Genomic DNA, 20,375 nt, shown 5'->3' with positions numbered 1-20,375 from the left:
TCATGAGTGAATCTAAAGAACTTTTTGCCCAAGGCTTATGGAAAAATAACTCAGCGCTGGTACAACTTTTAGGGCTATGCCCTTTACTCGCGGTTTCATCAACAGCAACCAATGCACTAGGACTTGGGCTTGCCACAACACTGGTATTAATCTGTACCAATGTGGCTGTCTCGGCATTTCGTCGTTGGGTACCGAGTGAAATCCGTATACCTATTTATGTCATGATTATTGCTTCTGTTGTTAGCGCCGTACAGATGTTAATTAATGCTTATGCTTTCGGCCTCTATGAGTCTTTAGGCATTTTTATCCCCCTAATTGTGACAAACTGTATTGTTATTGGCCGCGCGGAAGCCTATGCATCAAGGAATCCAGTGCCACTTTCAGCCGTTGATGGACTTGCTATGGGATTAGGGGCTACCGCGGCTTTACTTGTTCTCGGCGCTATGCGTGAAATTTTAGGCAATGGCACGTTATTTGATGGTGCAGATTTACTTTTAGGGCCATGGGCTAAATCATTAAGAATTGAAGTGTTACAGCTTGACTCTCCGTTTTTACTCGCTATGCTGCCACCGGGTGCTTTTATCGGTCTAGCATTAATGCTTGCGGGTAAATATTTAATTGATGAAAAAATGAAAAAACGAGCCGCTCTCAAGTCAGGTCTGCAACCTGAACGTGAATACTCAAAAGAACAAGGATGCGGCAGCCATATTTCTAGATAAAATTGATTGTGAGCTATGAATAAATCAAAACGTATTGAGATATTAACTCGTTTACGCGATAACAATCCCAATCCAACAACGGAATTACAATTTAATTCCCCTTTCGAGCTGCTGATCGCTGTTTTGCTATCAGCACAAGCCACGGATGTTAGTGTTAACAAAGCAACCGCTAAATTATATCCGGTAGCAAATACACCTGAAGCTATGTTGGCGCTAGGTGTTGATGGCATCAAAGAATATATAAAAACCATTGGGCTATTTAACACCAAAGCGGAAAGTGTGATTAAAACTTGTAAGATCTTAATTGAAAAACATAACAGCCAAGTGCCCGAAGATCGTGCCGCACTCGAAGCCTTACCCGGTGTGGGTCGCAAAACGGCCAATGTTGTTCTAAATACAGCATTTGGTTGGCCAACTATCGCTGTTGATACCCATATTTTTAGGGTCTGTAATCGAACTAACTTTGCACCGGGTAAAAATGTTGTCGAAGTGGAAGAAAAGCTCCTAAAAGTCGTCCCCGCTGAGTTTAAAGTCGATTGCCACCATTGGTTTATTTTGCATGGTCGCTATACCTGTATTGCTCGTAAGCCTCGTTGTGGTTCTTGCATTATCGAAGACTTATGCGAATTTAAAGATAAAGTTTACCCTGAAAATTAATATTACACTGCTCCCAGTAATTTGTTCACGATGCAATTTTTTCTTGCTCTAAGACTTTGTCTTACGTAACAATGGGAGTCAAACTCAACCTCCATAAAAACGGTAAGTATGTTTCAAGACAACCCATTGCTCGCGCAACTCAAACAGCAGCTACATTCTCAAACCCCACGAGTTGAGGGTTTGATAAAAAGTACCGACAAAGGTTTCGGTTTTCTCGAAGTAGATGGACAAAAAAGCTACTTTGTACCTCCTCCGCAGATGAAGAAAGTCATGCATGGTGACCGTGTTGTGGCTGCTATTCATACCGATAAAGACCGTGAATTCGCTGAGCCAGAAGAACTTGTCGAACCTTTTCTCACGCGTTTTGTAGGTCGAATTCAGAAAAAAGATAATGATAACCGTTTATTCGTTATTCCAGATCATCCGCTACTAAAAGATACGATTTCTTGCCGCCCAACCAAAGACGTTACCCATGAATTTGCACAAGGAGATTGGGTTGTTGCTGAAATGCGTCGTCACCCCTTAAAAGGTGATAAAGGTTTTTACGCTGACATTACAGAATTCATTACGGATGGTGAAGACCATTTTGCACCTTGGTGGGTAACACTGCGTCGTCATCAACTTGATCGTGCAGAGCCACAAATGGTGGATAGTGAACGTGACGATGAAGGCATTGAACGCATTGACCTCACTCACCTTCATTTTGTCACTATCGATAGTGCCAGCACGGAAGATATGGATGATGCGCTCTATGTTGAAAGAACCCCTGAAGGTAATCTAAAGCTTTATATTGCTATTGCCGATCCAACCAGTTATATCAAAGAAGGCAGTGAATTAGATAAACTGGCTTTGGCACGTTCTTATACCAATTATCTTCCTGGTTTTAACATTCCAATGCTACCTCGTGAGCTATCCGACAACCTATGCTCTTTGCGCCCTAATGAGCAGCGCCCTGCACTTGTCTGTGCCACGACGATATTAGCAGATGGCAGTATCGCTGAAGATATTCAATTCTTTAGTGCTTGGGTTGAGTCTAAATCCAAATTGGTTTACGACGAAGTTTCTGATTGGTTGGAAAAAACAGGTAGTTGGCAGCCAGCTAATCCAGCGGATCAACAACAGATCGAGTTACTAAAAGAGATGGCTGATAAACGCCATCAATGGCGTCAACAAAATGCACTGGTGTTTAAAGATCGCCCTGATTATCGTTTCCTATTAGATGATAAAGGCAATGTCATTGATATCATTGTAGAAAGCCGCCGTACAGCAAATCGTATTGTCGAAGAAGCCATGATAACGGCTAACCTGTGTGCAGCAATACAACTGAAAAACAGCTTAGGTTTTGGTGTATTTAATGTCCACATGGGCTTTGAACCATTACAAATTGACCAAGTCGTACAAACGTTGAAAGATCATGGTATCGAAACGACCGCGGACGCATTGCTAACTTTGGAAGGTTTCCGTCAACTACGTCGTCAGTTAGATGCACAACCGACCCAATTCTTAGACAGTCGTATCCGCCGCTTCCAAACATTTGCTGAGGTGAAAAGTGAACCCGGCCCGCATTTTGGCTTAGGTTTTGACGCTTACGCAACTTGGACATCACCGATCCGTAAATATACAGACATCGTTAACCATCGGTTATTAAAGTCTGTGATTGCTGGCGAGCCTTCAACGAATAAGCCAACAGAAGAGTTGTCAATAAAATTAGCTGAACGCCGCCGTGCAAACCGCATGGCTGAACGCGATGTCGGTGATTGGCTATATGCGCGTTTCTTAAAGCCATTTGAGGGGACTGACCAAGTTTTCCCAGCGGAGATCATCGATATTACTCGTGGTGGTGTTCGTGTCCGACTCACCGATAATGGTGCTGTTGCTTTTATCCCAGCGCCGTTCTTACATGCTGTGCGCGACGAAATACAATGTAGCCAAGAAACGGGCAGCGTATTAATTAAAGGTGAACCTGCGTACAAACTCAACGATATTATTCATGTCAATATCGCCGAAGTGCGTATGGAAACACGTAATATTGTTGCTCGCCCCGCCGCATAATTCTTTTTAATACTATACTATAAATATGCTACTGATTTTATCAGTAGCATATTGTTTTATTGCCGTCTTATTTAGTCTACAACACTTAGTTATATTTCCGTTTTTTATAGATATTAATTCCCGATAATTCTGATTCGTATAATTACTGATTGTGATAATTTGGTTACGTCCACAAAACTCGGAGTCACTAAAATGAACACGACAAGTAAACGCGTTACGACATTCGCTTTAGCTACTATTATCGCTATTAGCCTGAGTGCATGCTCAAATATGTCAAAACGAGACAAGAATACCGCTGTAGGTGCTGGCGTAGGTGCCGTAGGTGGGGCAATCCTAACGGGAGGTAGCACACTAGGAACTGTTGGTGGCGCTGCTGTTGGTGGGATTATTGGACATCAAGTCGGAAAATAAATTCATGGCTAAGGGGCTTTCCCCTTAGCCTGTATTACGATCAGCCACCCGCTAACTTAACGTGATAGCCTTTTGCTTCTAAAAGTTGTTTGATTATGTCGCGTTTATCGCCTTGGATCTCAATATCACCGTCTTTTACTGAGCCGCCACAACCGCACTTTTTCTTCAATTCCGCAGCCAGTTTTGCCAGTTCGCCATCGTCTAGATCAAGTCCGGTAACAATACAAACGCCCTTACCTTTACGCCCAGCCGTTTCACGACGGATCCTAATAATACCGTCTCCTTTAGGGCGTTGGATTTTAGGCTTCTCTTGTTCTATTCGCCCACTCTCAGTGCTATAGACTAGGCGACTATTTGAATCACTCATACTCAAGCCTTAATCGATTGGTTGATTTGCTGTAATGCTAATGCAGGGTTATCGCTACGAGTGATCGGCCGACCAATCACCATATAATCAACCCCTGCTTGTAATGCATCTTGTGGCGTCATGATACGACGTTGGTCACCCACATCACTTCCTACAGGGCGAATGCCTGGGGTGACTAATTTAAAATCACGACCACACAATGATTTTAATCTTTTTGCTTCGTGCGCTGAACACACGACACCATCTAAACCACACTCTTTCGTCAATAATGCCAAACGTTCAGCATGCTCTGCCGGTGTTGCATTAATACCAACCCCCAGCAAATCAGATTGATCCATACTGGTTAAAACGGTAACTGCTGTTAATAATGGCGCTTCTTTACCATAAGGCTCTAATGCTTTTCGGGCGGCTTCCATCATACGGCTGCCACCACCTGCATGAACGTTCACCATCCAAACCCCCATCTCTGCTGCCGCAGCGACTGCACGAGCAACGGTATTTGGGATATCGTGGAATTTCAAATCAAGGAAAACCTCAAAGCCTCGTTGATGCAGTGACTTGACAAAGTGCGGGCCATTAAAGGTAAACATCTCTTTACCGACTTTCAAACGGCATTCACGGGGATCAATTAGGTCAACAAACGCCAATGCAGCGTCTACATCTTCATAGTCGAGTGCAACAATGACTGGCGAGTGAGTAGATACACAAGCGTGGTTTTCTGTTGAAGAAATCATTTAGTTGTAGCCTTAATCATATTTGGTAAAAAGTGACACTGTCACTGTCCATCTAATCCACGAATTGGTTTGATTGTGTCCCATGAACGGCAAGATGGGCAATGCCAATATAACGAATGTGAGGTAAAACCACATTTGTGGCAACGGTAATCGGGTTTAGTTCTAATTTGCTCACCCACCATTTTGCGTAACAGGATTAAGCTTTCTTTTGCTCGCCCTTCTTCCGCTTCTTGTAGGTGGTAATCCATTAAGCGATAAAATAATCGCATGGTGGGATGGCGTTGAATCTGATCATTAATATAACTTGCAGCAGCCTCATGATTCTGTTTATCAACAATAATATCGGCTAAGTAAAGTTCAGCAATTGCGCCCGTATTGCCAGCAACACATTGACGTAAGTACGTTTCCCAATCTTCGATATTCGCAGTTTGTTGGTAGCAATCATGCAATAAAGGCAAGGTTTCAGCCACCAGCTCTCTGTCTTGTTCATAAACTTGTTTTAAGACCGCAATGGCTTTGTCATACTGCCCTTGTTCAATAAAAATGCGCCCTTTCATAATCGACACACGAGCACAAGTTTTATCGGCCTGTTCTGCCTTATTGAGTAAGCTTAATGCACCATCAAGGTCGTCACTGCTAAGATGTTGGCTAGCTAGCTCACAATAGAAATGCGCAATATTTTCACGTTGCTCTTCATTACCCAATTTAACTAATTTGGTGGCAATCTCGATAGCCTTACTCCATTCACTAGTCAGTTGGAAAATACTGAGTAATGACTGCAAGGCATTTTGCTTAAAATCGACCTCATCAGTTAATTGCTGAAACATATTTTCAGCGCGATCATAAACCCCTGCCGCCATATAATCACGACCGAGTTGCTGAGTGGCTAAAAGACGTTGTTCAAAAGATAATGATGCACTTTCAACAAGCGATTGATGAATTCGGATTGCTCGTTCAACCTCACCTCGGGAGCGAAATAAATTACCTAATGTGAGATGTGCTTCAAATGCAGAGCTATCCTCTTTCAACATATCGAGAAAGAGGTCAACAGCTTTATCTTGCTGATTTGACAAAAGAAAGTTAACACCCGTCACATAGTCTCGTGACAGGCGATTAGCATGTTGCTGCTTGTCTTGTTGAGCGCTTCGACGCCCCATATACCAGCCGTATGCAGCCGCGACAGGTAACAACAGAAACAGCAGCTCAAACATACAAGTTTATTCCTTGTTCTTCTGAGCCACAATTTCTGTAGAATCAGAGAATGTTTTATCATCCACACTCAGTTGGGATTCAAGGCGTTTGATTTTACGGCGCGCATTTTTCAGGCTAACCACCGCACGCAAATAAAACAGCCCTGCAACTAACCAACCGAGCACAAAACCGACCCCAAACAACGAAGCCAAAAGCGAAGATAATGCAAAATCTCCCTGCGCAATCAGATAGTTAAATGTAATCACCTGATTATTGCTTGAGCCTAGCGTTATTGAAATGATAAAAATCACAACAGCTAGTAATAATATCAGAAAATATTTCACATTCTTTCCCGTTATCCGTTTTTATGAAATGAAATTATCTACCTGATAAGGTAGCATTTCTGGCGCACTCAGACAAAGTAATTTATCTTATACGCCGACTTTGCTGATGCCTTATGGCGCTTATTTAAGCGACTTTTGTGCTATCACTCGCGGCTTATGCTCGCTCTTTTAATACAGCACATGCCACCAAGGCTAGAATCGCGCTAATGATAATGGAGGCAATAGCATCAACTGGCCAATGCATTCCTAGTAGCAATCGACTCAAAACAATCCCTTCAGCCCACACAGCAATTATCACTGAAAGTAGATATTGCCTACGCTGCCAAAATAGCCCGATCAATAATAACGCCCAACCTGCGGCAAATAAAACATGGCCTGATGGAAATGAATACCCTGTTTCAGCCTGCCAATGTTTCCGTTGCCATGATGGAACCTGAGCATTTTCTTTAACAAACTGTTTAATTACCTCGGCCCGTTGTTTTCTTTTTAATTCATAAAAATCTGAATTCGAAATGCCATACTCTTTTTCTAACCAAACCACATAAGGTCGTGGTTCTTGGAGACTGTTTTTAACAATCCCTTTGATACCTTGTCCCGCAAGAATACAACAGATAATCACGATCCCCCATAAAATGGTGTGTTTTAATTTGAGCTTACAAACATAAAAAGTCAGAGCGAGTAAAACGGTTGAGGTTATTAGGCTATAAGGGAGCCCCGCAGTTTCGGTTAACCAAAACAGCCATTTAATCGATTCTACTTTCGATGACGGCAGCCAATACCAGCCGCTCATCCACAGTACGGTAGGCGGAATAAGTAATAAAACAGCAAAAGCGATGATGGGATATATTGATCTATTCATTTTATGCTATTTATGCCTGTTGAGTATTTGAATTAATAAAATTTGATTCACAAGTGATTAACTCTGTTATAGTAATGAATAGGAGACCGTGTGCAAATAAAAGTCTTCTCTATATGCTAAACACCATATAGCATCGATAGATTATCCCCTATCGATTAACGTTCTTAATTACGCAAGAGTTATTTCAACTAATGAATGAAAATATGCAGCTAATACGTGTTGCCGAAGCCAAATTACCCACTCCTTTCGGCGAGTTCTTGATGGTCGGGTTTGAGGAAATAGCAACCGGTCGTGACCACGTCGCTCTCATTTTTGGCGATATATCAGGTCCGGAACCAGTGCTCAGTCGTATCCACTCCGAATGCTTAACGGGTGATGCGTTATTCAGCTTACGCTGTGATTGCGGTTTCCAATTAGAAGCAGCACTTTCTCAGATTAGTAAAGAAGGCCGTGGAGTGCTACTTTATCATCGCCAAGAAGGTCGCAATATTGGCCTACTCAATAAAATTCGTGCCTATGCATTACAGGATCAAGGCTTAGATACCGTCGAAGCGAATCTTAAATTAGGTTTTAAAGCGGATGAGCGCGATTTTACACTGTGCTCTGACATGTATAAATTATTGGGTATTAACGAAGTCCGCTTATTAACCAATAACCCTAAAAAAATTAATATTATGCGTGAAGCCGGCATTAATGTTGTTGAACGTGTTCCTTTAATTGTTGGCCGTAATCCAAGCAATGCTCATTACTTAGATATAAAAGCTGAGAAAATGGGGCATATGCTATTTAAGCATCAATAATTTTTCAAAAATGGAAGAGCTTATGATCGCGCTCTTCCTTTACCAATATTAAAATAATAACAATCGGTTGTATGACTTTCCCTCTCTGATATATTCACTTTCACTCTATAAGGTTTATACTGTTACCCATCAATGATCTCGAAAAATAAATTTAACGACTTAAATTTATTTCTCTGATAATAAGGAGCTACGGTGAATAACCTGCATTCTATCCAACGTATGAGAAGATTACGCAAAACTGAAAAAATGCGTGACCTTTTCCAAGAAACGCATCTTTCCCTTAATGACCTGTGTCTACCTATCTTTGTTGAAGAAGGTATTGACGATTATAAACAAATCGACAGTATGCCTGGCGTTGTACGTATCCCTGAAAAACGTTTAGCCTTTGAAATAGAACGTATTGCCAAAGCAGGCATTAAATCTGTGATGACATTTGGCGTTTCTCATCATTTGGATGAAACGGGTAGCGATGCGTGGCAAGAAAATGGTTTAGTCGCACGTATGTCTCGCATATGTAAAGATACCGTCCCCGAAATGATTGTGATGTCAGATACTTGTTTCTGTGAATATACATCACATGGTCATTGTGGTGTTATGCAGGGTGACATTGTTGATAATGATGCCACAATCCATAACTTAGGTTTGCAAGCAGTGGCTGCTGCTCGAGCAGGTGCGGACTTTATCGCCCCTTCAGCTGCAATGGATGGACAAGTTGCAGCCATTCGCCACGCTCTAGATGCAGCGGGTTTTACAGACACCGCAATCATGTCTTACTCCACAAAATTTGCGTCAGCGCTCTATGGTCCATTTAGAGATGCGGCAGGCTCTTGTTTGAAAGGTGACAGAAAAACCTATCAAATGAATCCGATGAACCGCCGCGAAGCCATTCATGAATCATTGATTGATGTTCAAGAAGGCGCTGATGCACTAATGGTTAAACCCGCGGGAGCTTATTTAGATATCATTCGTGACCTACGCGAACGTACTGAATTGCCGATTGGCGCTTATCAGGTTAGTGGCGAATATGCACAAATTAAATTTGCTGCAATGGCGGGAGCGATCGACGAAACTCGCGTGACGCTTGAAACTTTAGGTGCGATCAAACGCGCTGGTGCTGATATGATTTTCACCTATTTTGCACTTCAACTCGCTGAAGACAAAATTCTGTCCCTCTAATGATTGTCTACAGTGCCCGTTAATGCATTCATTAACGGGCATTTTCATTTACCCTTTTTGCCTGTTAAGTTGTTCTGTTAATCGTAGGGCATAACTTTGCGCAACACTTGGGTCATGTAGTCCTGTAATCAACAATTTTTGCTTTTCATCGGCAGTCTTTGCAGCCACTCCCCAGCAGGCGATATCCGCCCTTGAGTGAGACATTTCATCCAAATTGGCTACTTTTTCTGGCATGGCCACAATATCGTTGTTTTGAGATAAGGGGACTATATCTATTGCGACATAATCCGCATGACGACCTAATGGGAATTCTTTATCTACCAATAAACGGAGATCACAAACTTCAGTTTCGGGTGTTTGCATCACAATGGAATATAAATTTGGAATATGTTCAAGAATATCTCGAACTTCATTTTGATAATGATGACTTGACGAACTTGACGAGGTAGAGACGAGAATATCTGCAGCCCAAAGTGCACCTTTGTAAAAATCCGTTGCATTAATATCTGCCATATCTTTTTCCTTTACGTTAGATCATTTCATTAGCCCGTTTATATCTTATCGAATATCAATATACGCTATTTGTATCCGCCGATTTAAAAATACGTCCCCACTCCTTACGCATTTTTATCCCCCTGTGAGCAGTTATTCCCCCCTTACCGACCGCAAAATGTATTTCGCCACCCAAAAAACACTCTGTACATCCATTCATAGAGCCTAACAGCAACATCATCATAACCTGAAGTTAATCGCATTATATTGCGAAATAACAATAAAAAACGCCCATTGTAAAAATACATATGGGCGTTTTTAACCAACAAATGCCAAAAATTAGTGCAGCATTTGACGGATCACATAATGCAAGATACCGCCATTTCGGTAATATTCCATCTCGGTGGCTGTATCAATGCGGCAACGTGTGGCGATTTCTTTCACCTGCCCATCTCCATAGGTGATTTTCACCACGATATGTTGACCCGGCTCAATGGATTGCAAGTACTCAACATCTATACGCTCATCACCTTTAAGCCCCAGCGTTTTACGCGTGGTGCCTTGTGGGAATTCCAGAGGAATAACCCCCATACCAATGAGGTTAGAACGGTGAATACGCTCATAAGATTCTGCAATCACCACGCGAACACCCAGCAAATTAGTGCCTTTTGCTGCCCAATCTCGACTCGAACCAGAACCATATTCCTTACCGGCAATGATGGCTAAAGGCAATTTTTCTTTTTGGTACAGCATGGCGGCATCATAAATTGCCATTTGTTTGCCTGTTGGAATATGTTTTGTATAGCCACCTTCAACCCCTGGCACCATTTCATTACGAATACGAATATTTGCAAACGTACCACGCATCATCACTTCATGGTTACCACGGCGAGAACCGTAGGAGTTAAAATCAGCGACAGCCACACCATGTTCCTGCAAGTAGCGTCCCGCTGGACTATCTACCTTAATATTCCCTGCTGGAGAAATATGGTCCGTTGTGACTGAATCGCCTAATATGGCCAGAATATGCGCTCCATGGATATCCTGAACAACCTCTGGTTCCGCCTTCATCCCTTCAAAGAAAGGTGGATGACGGATATAGGTAGAATCCTCCTGCCAGTGATAAGTAGAGGAGCTTTCAACCTGTAATGCTTGCCATGCTTCGTCTCCATCAAAAACAGCACTGTATTCTTTACGGAACATTTCTGTTTTCACTTTTTCAACCGCTTGGGCAATTTCAGCGCTTGATGGCCAAATATCTTTCAGGTAGACATCATTACCTTGATGATCTTTACCTAGCGGGTCTGTTTTGACATTGATATTCATGTTGCCCGCGAGTGCATAGGCAACCACCAGCGGTGGTGACGCAAGCCAATTGGTTTTGACTAAAGGATGGATCCGCCCTTCAAAGTTGCGGTTTCCAGATAATACCGCCCCTACGGTTAAATCGCTCTCTTTGATCGCTTGTTCAATCGGTTCTGGTAATGGACCTGAGTTACCGATACAAGTTGTACAACCATAACCCACAAGATTAAAGCCTAATTTGTCTAAATACGGCGTCAAACCGGCTAAAGCTAAATAGTCGGTAACCACTTTAGAACCCGGCGCTAAAGAAGATTTAACCCAGGGTTGACGCGTTAAGCCTTTTTCTACTGCTTTTTTCGCTAATAGCCCAGCAGCCATTAGGACACTTGGGTTTGAGGTATTTGTACAAGATGTTATTGCCGCGATGACAACAGCACCATCGGTCATGTCAAAGGTTTGTCCTTGATAATTTACCGTTGGATGTGCCGCTTTATCTTTTTTATTCAGTTCCAATTCGACAGCGGCTTGAAACGCTTTTGGTACTTGGCTCAGTTCGACGCGATCTTGTGGACGCTTAGGCCCTGCTAAACTGGATTCCACTGTCGACATATCAAGCTCTAAGGTGCTCGTAAAGATCGGTTCATCACCGGCATGACGCCATAAACCTTGCTCTTTAGAATAAGCTTCCACCAACGCAATTTCATCATCACTGCGTCCTGTTAGCTTCATATACTCTAATGTGACATTATCTACAGGGAAGAAACCACAGGTCGCACCGTATTCTGGCGACATGTTCGCGATCGTTGCCCTATCCGCCAATGGTAAATCCGCAAGGCCATCACCATAAAACTCAACAAACTTACCAACCACACCATGCTTACGTAGCATTTGTGTGACCGTTAAAACTAAGTCCGTTGCAGTAATACCTTCACGTAATTTGCCTGTCAGTTTAAACCCGACAACATCAGGGATGAGCATTGAAACGGGTTGACCGAGCATAGCGGCCTCAGCCTCAATTCCCCCAACCCCCCAGCCTAATACACCAAGGCCATTGATCATGGTTGTATGTGAATCGGTACCCACTAAAGTATCTGGGTAGGCATATAATTGACCATCAATTTTTTCATACCACACTGCTTTACCGAGGTACTCTAAATTCACTTGGTGGCAAATACCAGTACCCGGTGGAACGACTCTAAAGCGGTTAAACGCTTTTTGTCCCCAACGCAAAAAGAGATAACGTTCATGGTTGCGCTTCATTTCAATTTCAACGTTATCATCAAATGCTTTGTCGGTCGCAAATTCATCAACCATCACCGAGTGGTCAATAACAAGATCCACCGGAGACAACGGATTGACTTGATTAACATTACCACCTAACGATTTCACCGCTTCACGCATCGCAGCCAAATCAACAACCGCCGGTACCCCTGTAAAGTCTTGCATCAGTACCCTAGCGGGTCGATAAGCTATTTCTCTCTCAGCATGCCCCGTTTTTTGCCAATCGATGATCGCTTGCAAATCAGCTTCGACCACTGATTTGCCATCAATATTACGCAACAGATTTTCAAGTAGGACTTTGAGGGATTTGGGTAGCTTAGTAGCATCACCGAGTTGTTTAGTAGCAATCGGCAAACTGAAGTAATTATAGAGCTTGCTTCCGACACTGAGTGTTGATGCACTCTGTGTTTTTAGACTCAACGACATAACTCCTCCTTGGTTTTATGATGATTATGGGTCATCTTACTTGCCTAACAAATTCACAATGTTTTGTTAATTACTTGTAATTATAGTTGCTGAAAATATTTACTTTATGGATTTTGTGTCAAATCCTTAAATTCTCTGTGCTTTTCATCAAAAAACACAAAAAAATTTAAGAAAAATAGGTATCGAAATATAATATGAGAAATTCGCTCGTCTTATGAGTAATCATTAAATGACTTAAATAGAAACCTTATGTCGCGCATAAAAACAGGCGACATAAGGTAAAGAAAGGGGTTGAAAGGTGTCATTACACGATAGGCAATTTAATGTCTTTAAACATCTCTTCAATATCTTCATTGTTACGAAGTGCAATCGCCTTATCCACAACATCCCGAGTAAGATGAGGGGCAAAACGCCAAATAAAGTCATACATATAACTACGCAAAAAGCTGGTTCGCTTAAAGCCTATTTTCGTTGTGCTATAGCTAAATTTATCCCGCATATCAATCACAACGAGATCACTATCCAACTCAGGGTTCACCGCCATACTCGCAATGATACCAATCCCTAACCCAAGACGAACATAGGTTTTAATAACGTCCGCATCTGTTGCCGTAAAAATAATTTTAGGCTCAAGATTTGCCTTTTGAAAAGCAATATCTAATTCAGAACGCCCTGTAAAACCGTGGGTATAAGTCACTATCTGGTATTGTGCTACATCCTCAATCGTGACATTTTTCTTCTCCGCTAACGGGTGATCTTTTTTCACCACAACACAGCGATTCCAGTGATAACAAGGAAGCATGATCAAATCACTATAGAGATGCAGCGCTTCTGTTGCTATTGCAAAGTCACTATTTCCCTTACAGACTTCTTCAGCAATTTGGGTCGGCGAACCTTGCTGCATGTGCAATGAAACATGTGGATAACGCTCGATAAAACCTTTTATGACAGGCGGTAATGCATAGCGTGCTTGGGTATGCGTTGTCGCAATATGCAAGGTGCCTTTATCTGGATATGTATGCTCCCCTGCAACCGAGCGAATGGCCTCTATTTTTGACAAAACCTCACGAGAAATACGGATCACCTCTTCACCGGCGGGTGTAACATGAGTGAGATGTTTACCACTGCGAGCAAAGATTTGAATACCTAGCTCATCTTCTAGCATGCGAACTTGTTTACTGATGCCTGGCTGTGAGGTAAATAGCCCTTCAGCAGTTGAAGAGACATTCAAGTCATGATTAACCACTTCAACAATATAGCGTAATTGCTGTAATTTCATTTTTAGGTTCACCTCTACAGAGCGTGTCAGAATTTAGCTATAGCTAAAAATTATTACTTATAATTAAAAGCTATATATATGATATTTAATATAACTAATATAACACCATAATGCAGACTGTGAATAGCCAGATGATGAAATTCCACATAAGTTAATTTAAATATAAAACTATTTATACAGTTAACTAGTAAGGAAATGCAAAGTTATGACCCAATTTTCGTAAACTATGATTGAATAGGAGATAAGCAACTTTGTAAGATGGGTAAATCCACTTTAGCCTTAGTAATGGAAATCAAAATTCTCAACGAAGAGAGGACGTTACATGCAGAAAAACATTTTGGCGCTCATTATCAGTATGTCGACTATCGCCATGGCCCCTCAGCTGTATGCCAAAGAAATTTCCTATGGAAATCAAAAGATTGTTTTATCAGACAACATCGCTTCTGGTGATGATTTTTATCGCTACGTGAATCAGGATTGGATCAGTAAGGCAAAGATCCCTACCGGTATGCCACGCATCAACTCGTTTGTTGAGTTATACCTAACCACAGAAAAGCAGCTACAAAGTATTATCGACCAACTTCAAAACGCGCCGGCCAACACGCTCAATCATAATCAAACAAATATTCGTAACTTGTATGCTAGCTACCTTAATGAAGAGGCCATCGAAAAAACTGGCATTGCGCCTCTTAAGGAAGAGTTAGATGCCATTAGCCATGCGAAAAACCATAATGATATTAGCAAATTGATGGCATTACCTGCTTATACGCCATTTATTTCTTATTGGGTCGACCTTGATGCCAAACAACCTGATACTTATGTTTTATACCTTGGTCAAGGCGGTTTAGGCTTACCGAATCGTAATTATTATCTCGACGACACCCCTCAGATGGAAGATATTCGCAAAAACTATATTGCTTATATCGCAACAATCTTAAACTTAGCGGGTGAAAAAGAGGTTGAGCAGAAAGCTCAGCAAATTTTTGCTCTAGAAAAATCCATGGCTCAGGTACATTGGAGCCCAGAAGCACGTCGCGATACGATCAAAAATTATCACCCCATGACGCTCGATGAAATGAAAAATTTCACTGAAGGATTTGAGTGGGATAACTTCATAAATCAATGGCAACTTTCAAACAAACAATTGAATAAGGTCATTGTGGAAAATGATAGTGCTGTAAAACAGTTAGCGAAAATCTATGCTGATACCCCCGTCTCGACACTTCAAGACTATCTACGTTTTCATTATTTAAGCGACCAAGCACCCTATTTAAACCGTGATTATTCTGACGCTAGATTTGATTTTTATTCACGTAAATTGAATGGTATTGAAAAACAAAGATCCCGCAAAGAACGTGCTCTTGAAACAGTAAACCGTTTACAAGGCGAGCCGATGGGCCAGATTTATGTCGAGAAATATTTTGACCCTGAATCAAAAGCTAAAATTACTGAGCTGGTGAGTTATATTAGAGGCACTTTCAATTCACGCTTAAAAGATAATGACTGGATGGATAACCCAACGCGTGAAGAAGCGCTCAAAAAGCTTGAACAATTTACCGTTAAAGTAGGCTACCCTGATAAGTGGAATGATTTTAGTAGCATTAATTTAAAGCCTGATACTTTATTGGATAACTATAAGCAAGTCTTGAATTGGTCCTATCAGGATAACATGAGCAAAATAGGACAACCGGTTCGTCAATGGGAATGGGGAATGACACCTCAAACCATTAATGCGTATTTTAATCCTGTTCAAAATGAGATTGTATTCCCTGCCGCAATTTTGCAGGCGCCATTCTTTGACCCTAATGTTGACCCTGCTTATAACTACGGCGCTATTGGCGCTGTCATCGGCCATGAAATGGGCCATGGGTTCGATGATCAAGGAAGCTTATATGATGGTACAGGGCAACTTCGTAACTGGTGGAGTGATGCTTCAAAACAACACTTCAAGCAGAAAACTGATAAATTAGTTGAGCAATATGATGGCTTTCGTGTCGATGGCCAAAAAGTGAATGGTCAACTCACATTAGGGGAAAATATTGGTGATTTGGGCGGCCTTAATATCGCGCTGAGCGCGTATAAGCAATTCGTCAAAGAGAATTACCCAAATGGTGAAGCACCTATTATTGATGGCACAACGGGATTACAACGTTTCTTCATTTCTTGGGCAAGAACTTGGCAAGAACTGTCAAATAAAGAATCTGAACGAAACAAAATCTTAACCGACCCGCATAGCCCAAACCAATTCAGAGCGAATGGTGTCGTACGAAATATGGATGAATGGTATCAAACATTCTCTGTTGATAAAGATAACAAATTATATCTTGAGCCAGAACAGCGTATCCGTATTTGGTAATTAACCATTAACAAAGGCGCTAGCAATGAGTGCCTTTGTTAGTTCTGACAAATACAGGTAACTGTATATTTATACAGTTACCCATGAATTCAGCACCACCCTTCTCTTAATAAAAATAAATTAAAGGCCCTGAATACCTCAGAGCCTCATAGTAAGATTGATTTTTCGTCGGGTTTCCCTAATAACTGTATTTACATACAGTATTATTTAATAACACCGCACGCCATACGATCTCCACCACCCCCTAGCGCTTCCGGATGGTCAGAGTAATTATCCCCGCCAACGTGCACCATTAGAGCACGGTTTTCAACGTCTTTGAGTGTTTTTAAGCGTGGCGCTAATACGGCATAATCCGCATTACCTTTAGCATCAACAACTAGACCAGGTAAATCACCTAAGTGACCTGTTTTATCATAAGGGCCTTTGTGAACGCCGGTTTTCGCTGGATCCATATGCCCACCCGCTTTTAATGCAGGCACTGTTTTACCTTCTTTTTCGCCAGCTTCACAGCTTGGGTTTTCATGAATATGGAAGCCATGAACCCCGCCTTGTAGGCCTGTTAATTTTGGTGAGAACAGTAACCCATAATCCGTTTCGGAAATAACAACCTCACCAATGGCTTTACCTTCACCTTGTGGAGTTGCTTCTTTCAAGACTACTGTTTTTTCCGCTGCGTTAGCTGCAAAAGCGGTGAGTAAACCAGCGAGTAAACACATTTTTAATTTCATTCTACCTCCAGTCGTGGGTCTATTTTTATACGTTTATATCGTTACATTGATTATTGCGTTTGTTGCTAAAAAGCGGATAAATATCAATAAACTGATAACTATTGATATTCGCTATTTATCAGCATAGCAAACCCGCATCATATTGCTTTGCGGTTAGCCACATAAATCAATACTTAACCTAAATATACGCATTTTTAAGACTGCGCCTGAAAAGTGATAAAGATAATAAACCGTTCATCAAAGATGGGATTTCAGGGGGAGAGGATGAACCCTATGTCACCCCTGAAAATTATTTGAGTTCTTACAGAGAAAAAGGCGATAGAATCGTCTATCGCCTTTGGCTTTTAGAGGGGCAATATAAAGAATGTTACTTCTCTTTTGCTTCCCATTTACCGTCTACAAAAAATGCACTCCAACCCGTCGCTTTGCCATTTTTCTCAGAAGAGACATATTGTTGCTTGGTTTTACGGCTAAAACGTACCACTGTTGGATTACCTTCTGGGTCTTGCGCTGGCGCATCTGCTAAATATTTTAGCTTTTCAGGCAATCGGTCCTTGAAGCGTTGCAGTTCTTCCACCAGAGGTGCTCGAGTTTCACGCGATTTAGGGAACGTGTTTGCCGCAAGAAATACCCCAGCAGCACCATCACGCAATACAAAATAAGCGTCTGATTTCTCACATGGCAATTCAGGCAAGGGAACCGGATCTTCTTTTGGTGGGGCAATCTCACCATTTTTTAAGATCTTACGCGTGTTTTTACACTCTTCATTTGTGCATCCCATATAAGGCCCAAAGCGCCCTGTTTTTAGGTGCATTTCAGAACCACATTTGTCACATTCAATGACAGGGCCATCATAGCCTTTAATACGGAATTCACCCTCTTCAATCTCATAACCTTCACAGGCTGGGTTATTACCGCAAACATGCAATTTACGTTGATTATCAATCAAGTAGCTATCCATCGCTGTGCCACATTTCGGGCAACGGCGCTTAGCACGTAACGCATTAGTTTCCGCATCATCACCCTCAAGTATATTCAATACTTCATGTTCAGGTATCAAATTGATGGTTTTCTTACAACGTTCTTTTGGTGGAAGCGCGTAGCCTTCACAACCAAGGAATACACCGGTTGATGCAGTACGAATTCCCATATGACGTTCACAATCAGGACAAGTAATTGATGTGATCACCATTGGGTTAGTACGCATTCCACCTTCTTCAGGCTCTTTCTCTGCAATATCCAACTGCTTGCTAAAGTCAGAGAAGAATTCATCTAACACGGCTTTCCATTCAGCTTCATGGTTAGCAATATGGTCAAGTTGATTTTCCATACGTGCCGTGAAATCGTAGTTCATCAGATCGTTAAAGTTTTCTTCCAATCTATCAGTGACGATTTCACCCATTTTTTCTGCATAGAAACGGCGGTTTTCAACTTTAACGTAACCCCTATCTTGAATAGTCGAGATAATTGCCGCATAAGTTGATGGGCGACCAATGCCACGTTTCTCGAGCTCTTTAACCAAAGAGGCTTCACTAAAACGTGCTGGAGGCTTAGTAAAGTGCTGACTTGCTAGCAGTTCAACGAGTGACAATTCAGAGCCCACCTGAATTGGTGGCAATGTTTTATCTTCATCGTTTTTACGCAGAGCAGGCATGACACGCGTCCAACCATCGAAACGTAAAGTACGCCCTTTGGCTTTTAGCTCAAAATCACCCGCTTTCACCGTTAATGTCGTCGAATCATATTTTGCAGGTGTCATCTGACAAGCCACAAATTGATTCCAAATCAACTGGTAAAGTTTTTTCGCATCAGCTTCCATGTCTTTTAGTGAATCAGTTAAGACATCAACACTTGACGGACGAATTGCTTCGTGAGCTTCCTGCGAATTATCTTTGCTCGTGTAAACGTTAGCTTCTTTTGGTAAATATTTCTCACCAAAATTGTCATTGATGTAACCACGCGCCATATTGATTGCGTCTTGGCTCAAGTTCGTTGAGTCAGTACGCATATAAGTGATATAACCCGCTTCATAAAGACGCTGAGCCATCATCATGGTTTTTTTCACACCGAAACCTAGACGAGTACTTGCCGCCTGTTGTAATGTCGATGTGATAAAAGGTGCGCTTGGTTTACTTGACGTTGGTCGATCTTCACGATCAACAACTTGGAAACGAGCTTTTTCAAGCACGCTCACCGCCGCTTCGGTCTGAGCTTTTGTAACTGGCTTGAAAGGTTTACCTAATTGGTGTGTGACTTCCATACGTAATGCTGCAATATTTTTGTCAGCAAGATCTGCATGAAGCTCCCAATACTCTTCCGGCACAAACGCTTTAATTTCACGTTCACGTTCAACAATCAAACGTACCGCAACGGATTGCACACGCCCCGCGGATAAACCACGCGCAACTTTTTTCCACAATAAAGGCGATACCATATAACCCACAACACGATCCATAAAACGGCGTGCTTGTTGAGCATTGACCCTGTCAATGTTTAACTCACCTGGGTTTTCAAATGCTTGAGTAATCGCATTTTTAGTAATTTCATTGAACACGACACGACTGAAGCGAGAATCATCGCCTCCAATCACTTCGCGTAAATGCCATGCAATTGCTTCCCCTTCACGGTCAAGGTCCGTCGCAAGATAGACATGATCTGCATCTTCCGCTAACGCTTGTAATTCAGAAACGACTTTTTCCTTACCTGGCAATATCTGGTAATTCGCCTTCCAACCATGGTAAGGATCAACCCCCATACGTTTCACAAGCGCTGTTTGAGGGTCTTTTTTAACCTTTTTAGTTTTGTCGGTAGATGAGCCTGTACTCTTTTGTGAGCCGGACCCGCTTTTCGGCAGATCGCGAATGTGGCCGACGCTGCTTTTTACAACGTAGCCACTGCCAAGATACTTATTGATCGTTTTGGCTTTTGCCGGGGACTCCACGATAACAAGAGCTTTACCCATATTTACCTTTACCTAAATTTCTACAATGGCGCATTTCTACATTAAAATGCACAAAATGAAAATCTCTTTTTTATATTGCGGCACAATTGCAATATATCAATATAATTTCTTTAAATAGTTTGCGTTTAAGCAAAAACTACCAGACCAATCACGCTATGCTAAAAAGAATACAAAGTGTGCTAGCTGACTGATTTTAGCCGTATAATAACTAATTATGGCTAACGAAAAGCACACAC

At 41.9% G+C, this 20,375-nt stretch carries 17 protein-coding genes; 7 read left to right on the top strand and 10 right to left on the bottom strand.

Translation table 11 applies throughout. From position 1 onward, the window contains the following. Positions 1-2: 2 nt before the first annotated feature. From P2E05_RS09735 to osmB, 4 genes are all read left to right on the top strand, one after another. Positions 3-719 (top strand): electron transport complex subunit E, encoded by a 717-nt coding sequence (locus P2E05_RS09735; RefSeq protein WP_272657935.1) that lies wholly within the window; start codon positions 3-5, stop codon positions 717-719. Positions 720-734: 15 nt separating this feature from the next. Next, a complete protein-coding gene (gene nth, locus P2E05_RS09730) occupies positions 735-1,376 on the top strand; it encodes an endonuclease III (protein WP_154624602.1) in 642 nt (213 codons plus the stop codon). Positions 1,377-1,484: 108 nt separating this feature from the next. Then, positions 1,485-3,428 carry an exoribonuclease II gene (locus P2E05_RS09725; RefSeq protein ID WP_250000452.1) on the top strand — a complete coding sequence of 648 codons (1,944 nt, stop codon included), beginning with the start codon at positions 1,485-1,487 and terminating at the stop codon, positions 3,426-3,428. A gap of 192 nt (positions 3,429-3,620) precedes the next feature. Then, positions 3,621-3,839, top strand: coding sequence for an osmotically-inducible lipoprotein OsmB (gene osmB / locus P2E05_RS09720; protein ID WP_154624600.1), 219 nt, complete (start codon positions 3,621-3,623; stop codon positions 3,837-3,839). Between the two features lie 40 nt (positions 3,840-3,879). On the opposite strand, the gene yciH is transcribed toward osmB, so the two are convergent. The 5 genes from yciH to pgpB all read right to left on the bottom strand — a co-directional run bounded on the left by yciH (position 3,880) and on the right by pgpB (position 7,334). Further along, the gene (yciH, locus tag P2E05_RS09715) at positions 3,880-4,206 is read right to left on the bottom strand and encodes a stress response translation initiation inhibitor YciH (protein WP_269723094.1); all 327 of its coding nucleotides are present in this window, start codon (positions 4,204-4,206) and stop codon (positions 3,880-3,882) included. Positions 4,207-4,208: 2 nt separating this feature from the next. Beyond that, positions 4,209-4,940, bottom strand: coding sequence for an orotidine-5'-phosphate decarboxylase (gene pyrF, locus P2E05_RS09710; RefSeq protein ID WP_269723093.1), 732 nt, complete (start codon positions 4,938-4,940; stop codon positions 4,209-4,211). A 41-nt stretch (positions 4,941-4,981) separates the two neighbouring features. After that, on the bottom strand, positions 4,982-6,151 hold the full coding sequence (lapB, locus tag P2E05_RS09705) for a lipopolysaccharide assembly protein LapB (RefSeq protein ID WP_154624597.1): 1,170 nt from the start codon (positions 6,149-6,151) through the stop codon (positions 4,982-4,984). Between the two features lie 6 nt (positions 6,152-6,157). After that, entirely contained in the window at positions 6,158-6,475 is a 318-nt protein-coding gene (locus P2E05_RS09700) for a LapA family protein (protein WP_163861572.1), read from the bottom strand. 154 nt (positions 6,476-6,629) lie between these two features. Further along, positions 6,630-7,334 (bottom strand): phosphatidylglycerophosphatase B, encoded by a 705-nt coding sequence (gene pgpB / locus P2E05_RS09695; protein WP_247047042.1) that lies wholly within the window; start codon positions 7,332-7,334, stop codon positions 6,630-6,632. Positions 7,335-7,537: 203 nt separating this feature from the next. Between pgpB and ribA the strand changes: the two genes are divergently transcribed. Beyond that, complete coding sequence (ribA, locus tag P2E05_RS09690) at positions 7,538-8,134, top strand: GTP cyclohydrolase II (protein ID WP_154624607.1); 597 nt, start codon at positions 7,538-7,540, stop codon at positions 8,132-8,134. A gap of 192 nt (positions 8,135-8,326) precedes the next feature. Then, positions 8,327-9,310, top strand: coding sequence for a porphobilinogen synthase (hemB, locus tag P2E05_RS09685; RefSeq protein ID WP_163861567.1), 984 nt, complete (start codon positions 8,327-8,329; stop codon positions 9,308-9,310). Between the two features lie 48 nt (positions 9,311-9,358). Here the strand turns inward: hemB and P2E05_RS09680 are convergent, their stop codons facing one another. The 3 genes from P2E05_RS09680 to cysB all read right to left on the bottom strand — a co-directional run bounded on the left by P2E05_RS09680 (position 9,359) and on the right by cysB (position 14,093). Next, positions 9,359-9,823, bottom strand: a complete 465-nt coding sequence (locus tag P2E05_RS09680; protein WP_154624595.1) for a hypothetical protein — start codon at positions 9,821-9,823, stop codon at positions 9,359-9,361. A gap of 318 nt (positions 9,824-10,141) precedes the next feature. Next, positions 10,142-12,814 carry an aconitate hydratase AcnA gene (acnA, locus tag P2E05_RS09675; protein WP_272657936.1) on the bottom strand — a complete coding sequence of 891 codons (2,673 nt, stop codon included), beginning with the start codon at positions 12,812-12,814 and terminating at the stop codon, positions 10,142-10,144. A gap of 304 nt (positions 12,815-13,118) precedes the next feature. Continuing rightward, complete coding sequence (cysB, locus tag P2E05_RS09670) at positions 13,119-14,093, bottom strand: HTH-type transcriptional regulator CysB (protein ID WP_154624593.1); 975 nt, start codon at positions 14,091-14,093, stop codon at positions 13,119-13,121. A 322-nt stretch (positions 14,094-14,415) separates the two neighbouring features. Between cysB and P2E05_RS09665 the strand changes: the two genes are divergently transcribed. Then, the gene (locus tag P2E05_RS09665) at positions 14,416-16,449 is read left to right on the top strand and encodes a M13 family metallopeptidase (protein WP_247047253.1); all 2,034 of its coding nucleotides are present in this window, start codon (positions 14,416-14,418) and stop codon (positions 16,447-16,449) included. Between the two features lie 203 nt (positions 16,450-16,652). Here P2E05_RS09665 and sodC read toward each other — a convergent pair whose 3' ends face one another. Then, positions 16,653-17,177: a superoxide dismutase [Cu-Zn] SodC gene (gene sodC, locus P2E05_RS09660; protein ID WP_276122720.1), complete on the bottom strand. Its 525-nt coding sequence runs from the start codon at positions 17,175-17,177 to the stop codon at positions 16,653-16,655. Between the two features lie 367 nt (positions 17,178-17,544). Further along, positions 17,545-20,139 carry a type I DNA topoisomerase gene (gene topA, locus P2E05_RS09655; protein ID WP_272657937.1) on the bottom strand — a complete coding sequence of 865 codons (2,595 nt, stop codon included), beginning with the start codon at positions 20,137-20,139 and terminating at the stop codon, positions 17,545-17,547. Positions 20,140-20,375: the final 236 nt, after the last annotated feature.

Source organism: Providencia stuartii (assembly GCF_029277985.1).
GTDB classification, from domain to species: domain Bacteria; phylum Pseudomonadota; class Gammaproteobacteria; order Enterobacterales; family Enterobacteriaceae; genus Providencia; species Providencia zhejiangensis.
The sequence above is the reverse complement of the archived record's forward strand: the minus strand, read 5'-3'. Positions and strand labels throughout refer to the sequence as shown.

Bases quoted from the DNA above. Each gene is read 5' to 3' on its own strand.
- sodC (WP_276122720.1), bottom strand. From the start codon at position 17,177: ATGAAATTAAAAATGTGTTTACTCGCTGGTTTACTCACCGCTTTTGCA.
- nth (WP_154624602.1), top strand. From the start codon at position 735: ATGAATAAATCAAAACGTATTGAGATATTAACTCGTTTACGCGATAAC.
- ribA (WP_154624607.1), top strand. From the start codon at position 7,538: ATGCAGCTAATACGTGTTGCCGAAGCCAAATTACCCACTCCTTTCGGC.
- pgpB (WP_247047042.1), bottom strand. From the start codon at position 7,334: ATGAATAGATCAATATATCCCATCATCGCTTTTGCTGTTTTATTACTT.
- P2E05_RS09680 (WP_154624595.1), bottom strand. From the start codon at position 9,823: ATGGCAGATATTAATGCAACGGATTTTTACAAAGGTGCACTTTGGGCT.
- P2E05_RS09725 (WP_250000452.1), top strand. From the start codon at position 1,485: ATGTTTCAAGACAACCCATTGCTCGCGCAACTCAAACAGCAGCTACAT.
- acnA (WP_272657936.1), bottom strand. From the start codon at position 12,814: ATGTCGTTGAGTCTAAAAACACAGAGTGCATCAACACTCAGTGTCGGA.
- pyrF (WP_269723093.1), bottom strand. From the start codon at position 4,940: ATGATTTCTTCAACAGAAAACCACGCTTGTGTATCTACTCACTCGCCA.
- yciH (WP_269723094.1), bottom strand. From the start codon at position 4,206: ATGAGTGATTCAAATAGTCGCCTAGTCTATAGCACTGAGAGTGGGCGA.
- cysB (WP_154624593.1), bottom strand. From the start codon at position 14,093: ATGAAATTACAGCAATTACGCTATATTGTTGAAGTGGTTAATCATGAC.
- topA (WP_272657937.1), bottom strand. From the start codon at position 20,139: ATGGGTAAAGCTCTTGTTATCGTGGAGTCCCCGGCAAAAGCCAAAACG.
- osmB (WP_154624600.1), top strand. From the start codon at position 3,621: ATGAACACGACAAGTAAACGCGTTACGACATTCGCTTTAGCTACTATT.
- lapB (WP_154624597.1), bottom strand. From the start codon at position 6,151: ATGTTTGAGCTGCTGTTTCTGTTGTTACCTGTCGCGGCTGCATACGGC.
- P2E05_RS09665 (WP_247047253.1), top strand. From the start codon at position 14,416: ATGCAGAAAAACATTTTGGCGCTCATTATCAGTATGTCGACTATCGCC.
- P2E05_RS09735 (WP_272657935.1), top strand. From the start codon at position 3: ATGAGTGAATCTAAAGAACTTTTTGCCCAAGGCTTATGGAAAAATAAC.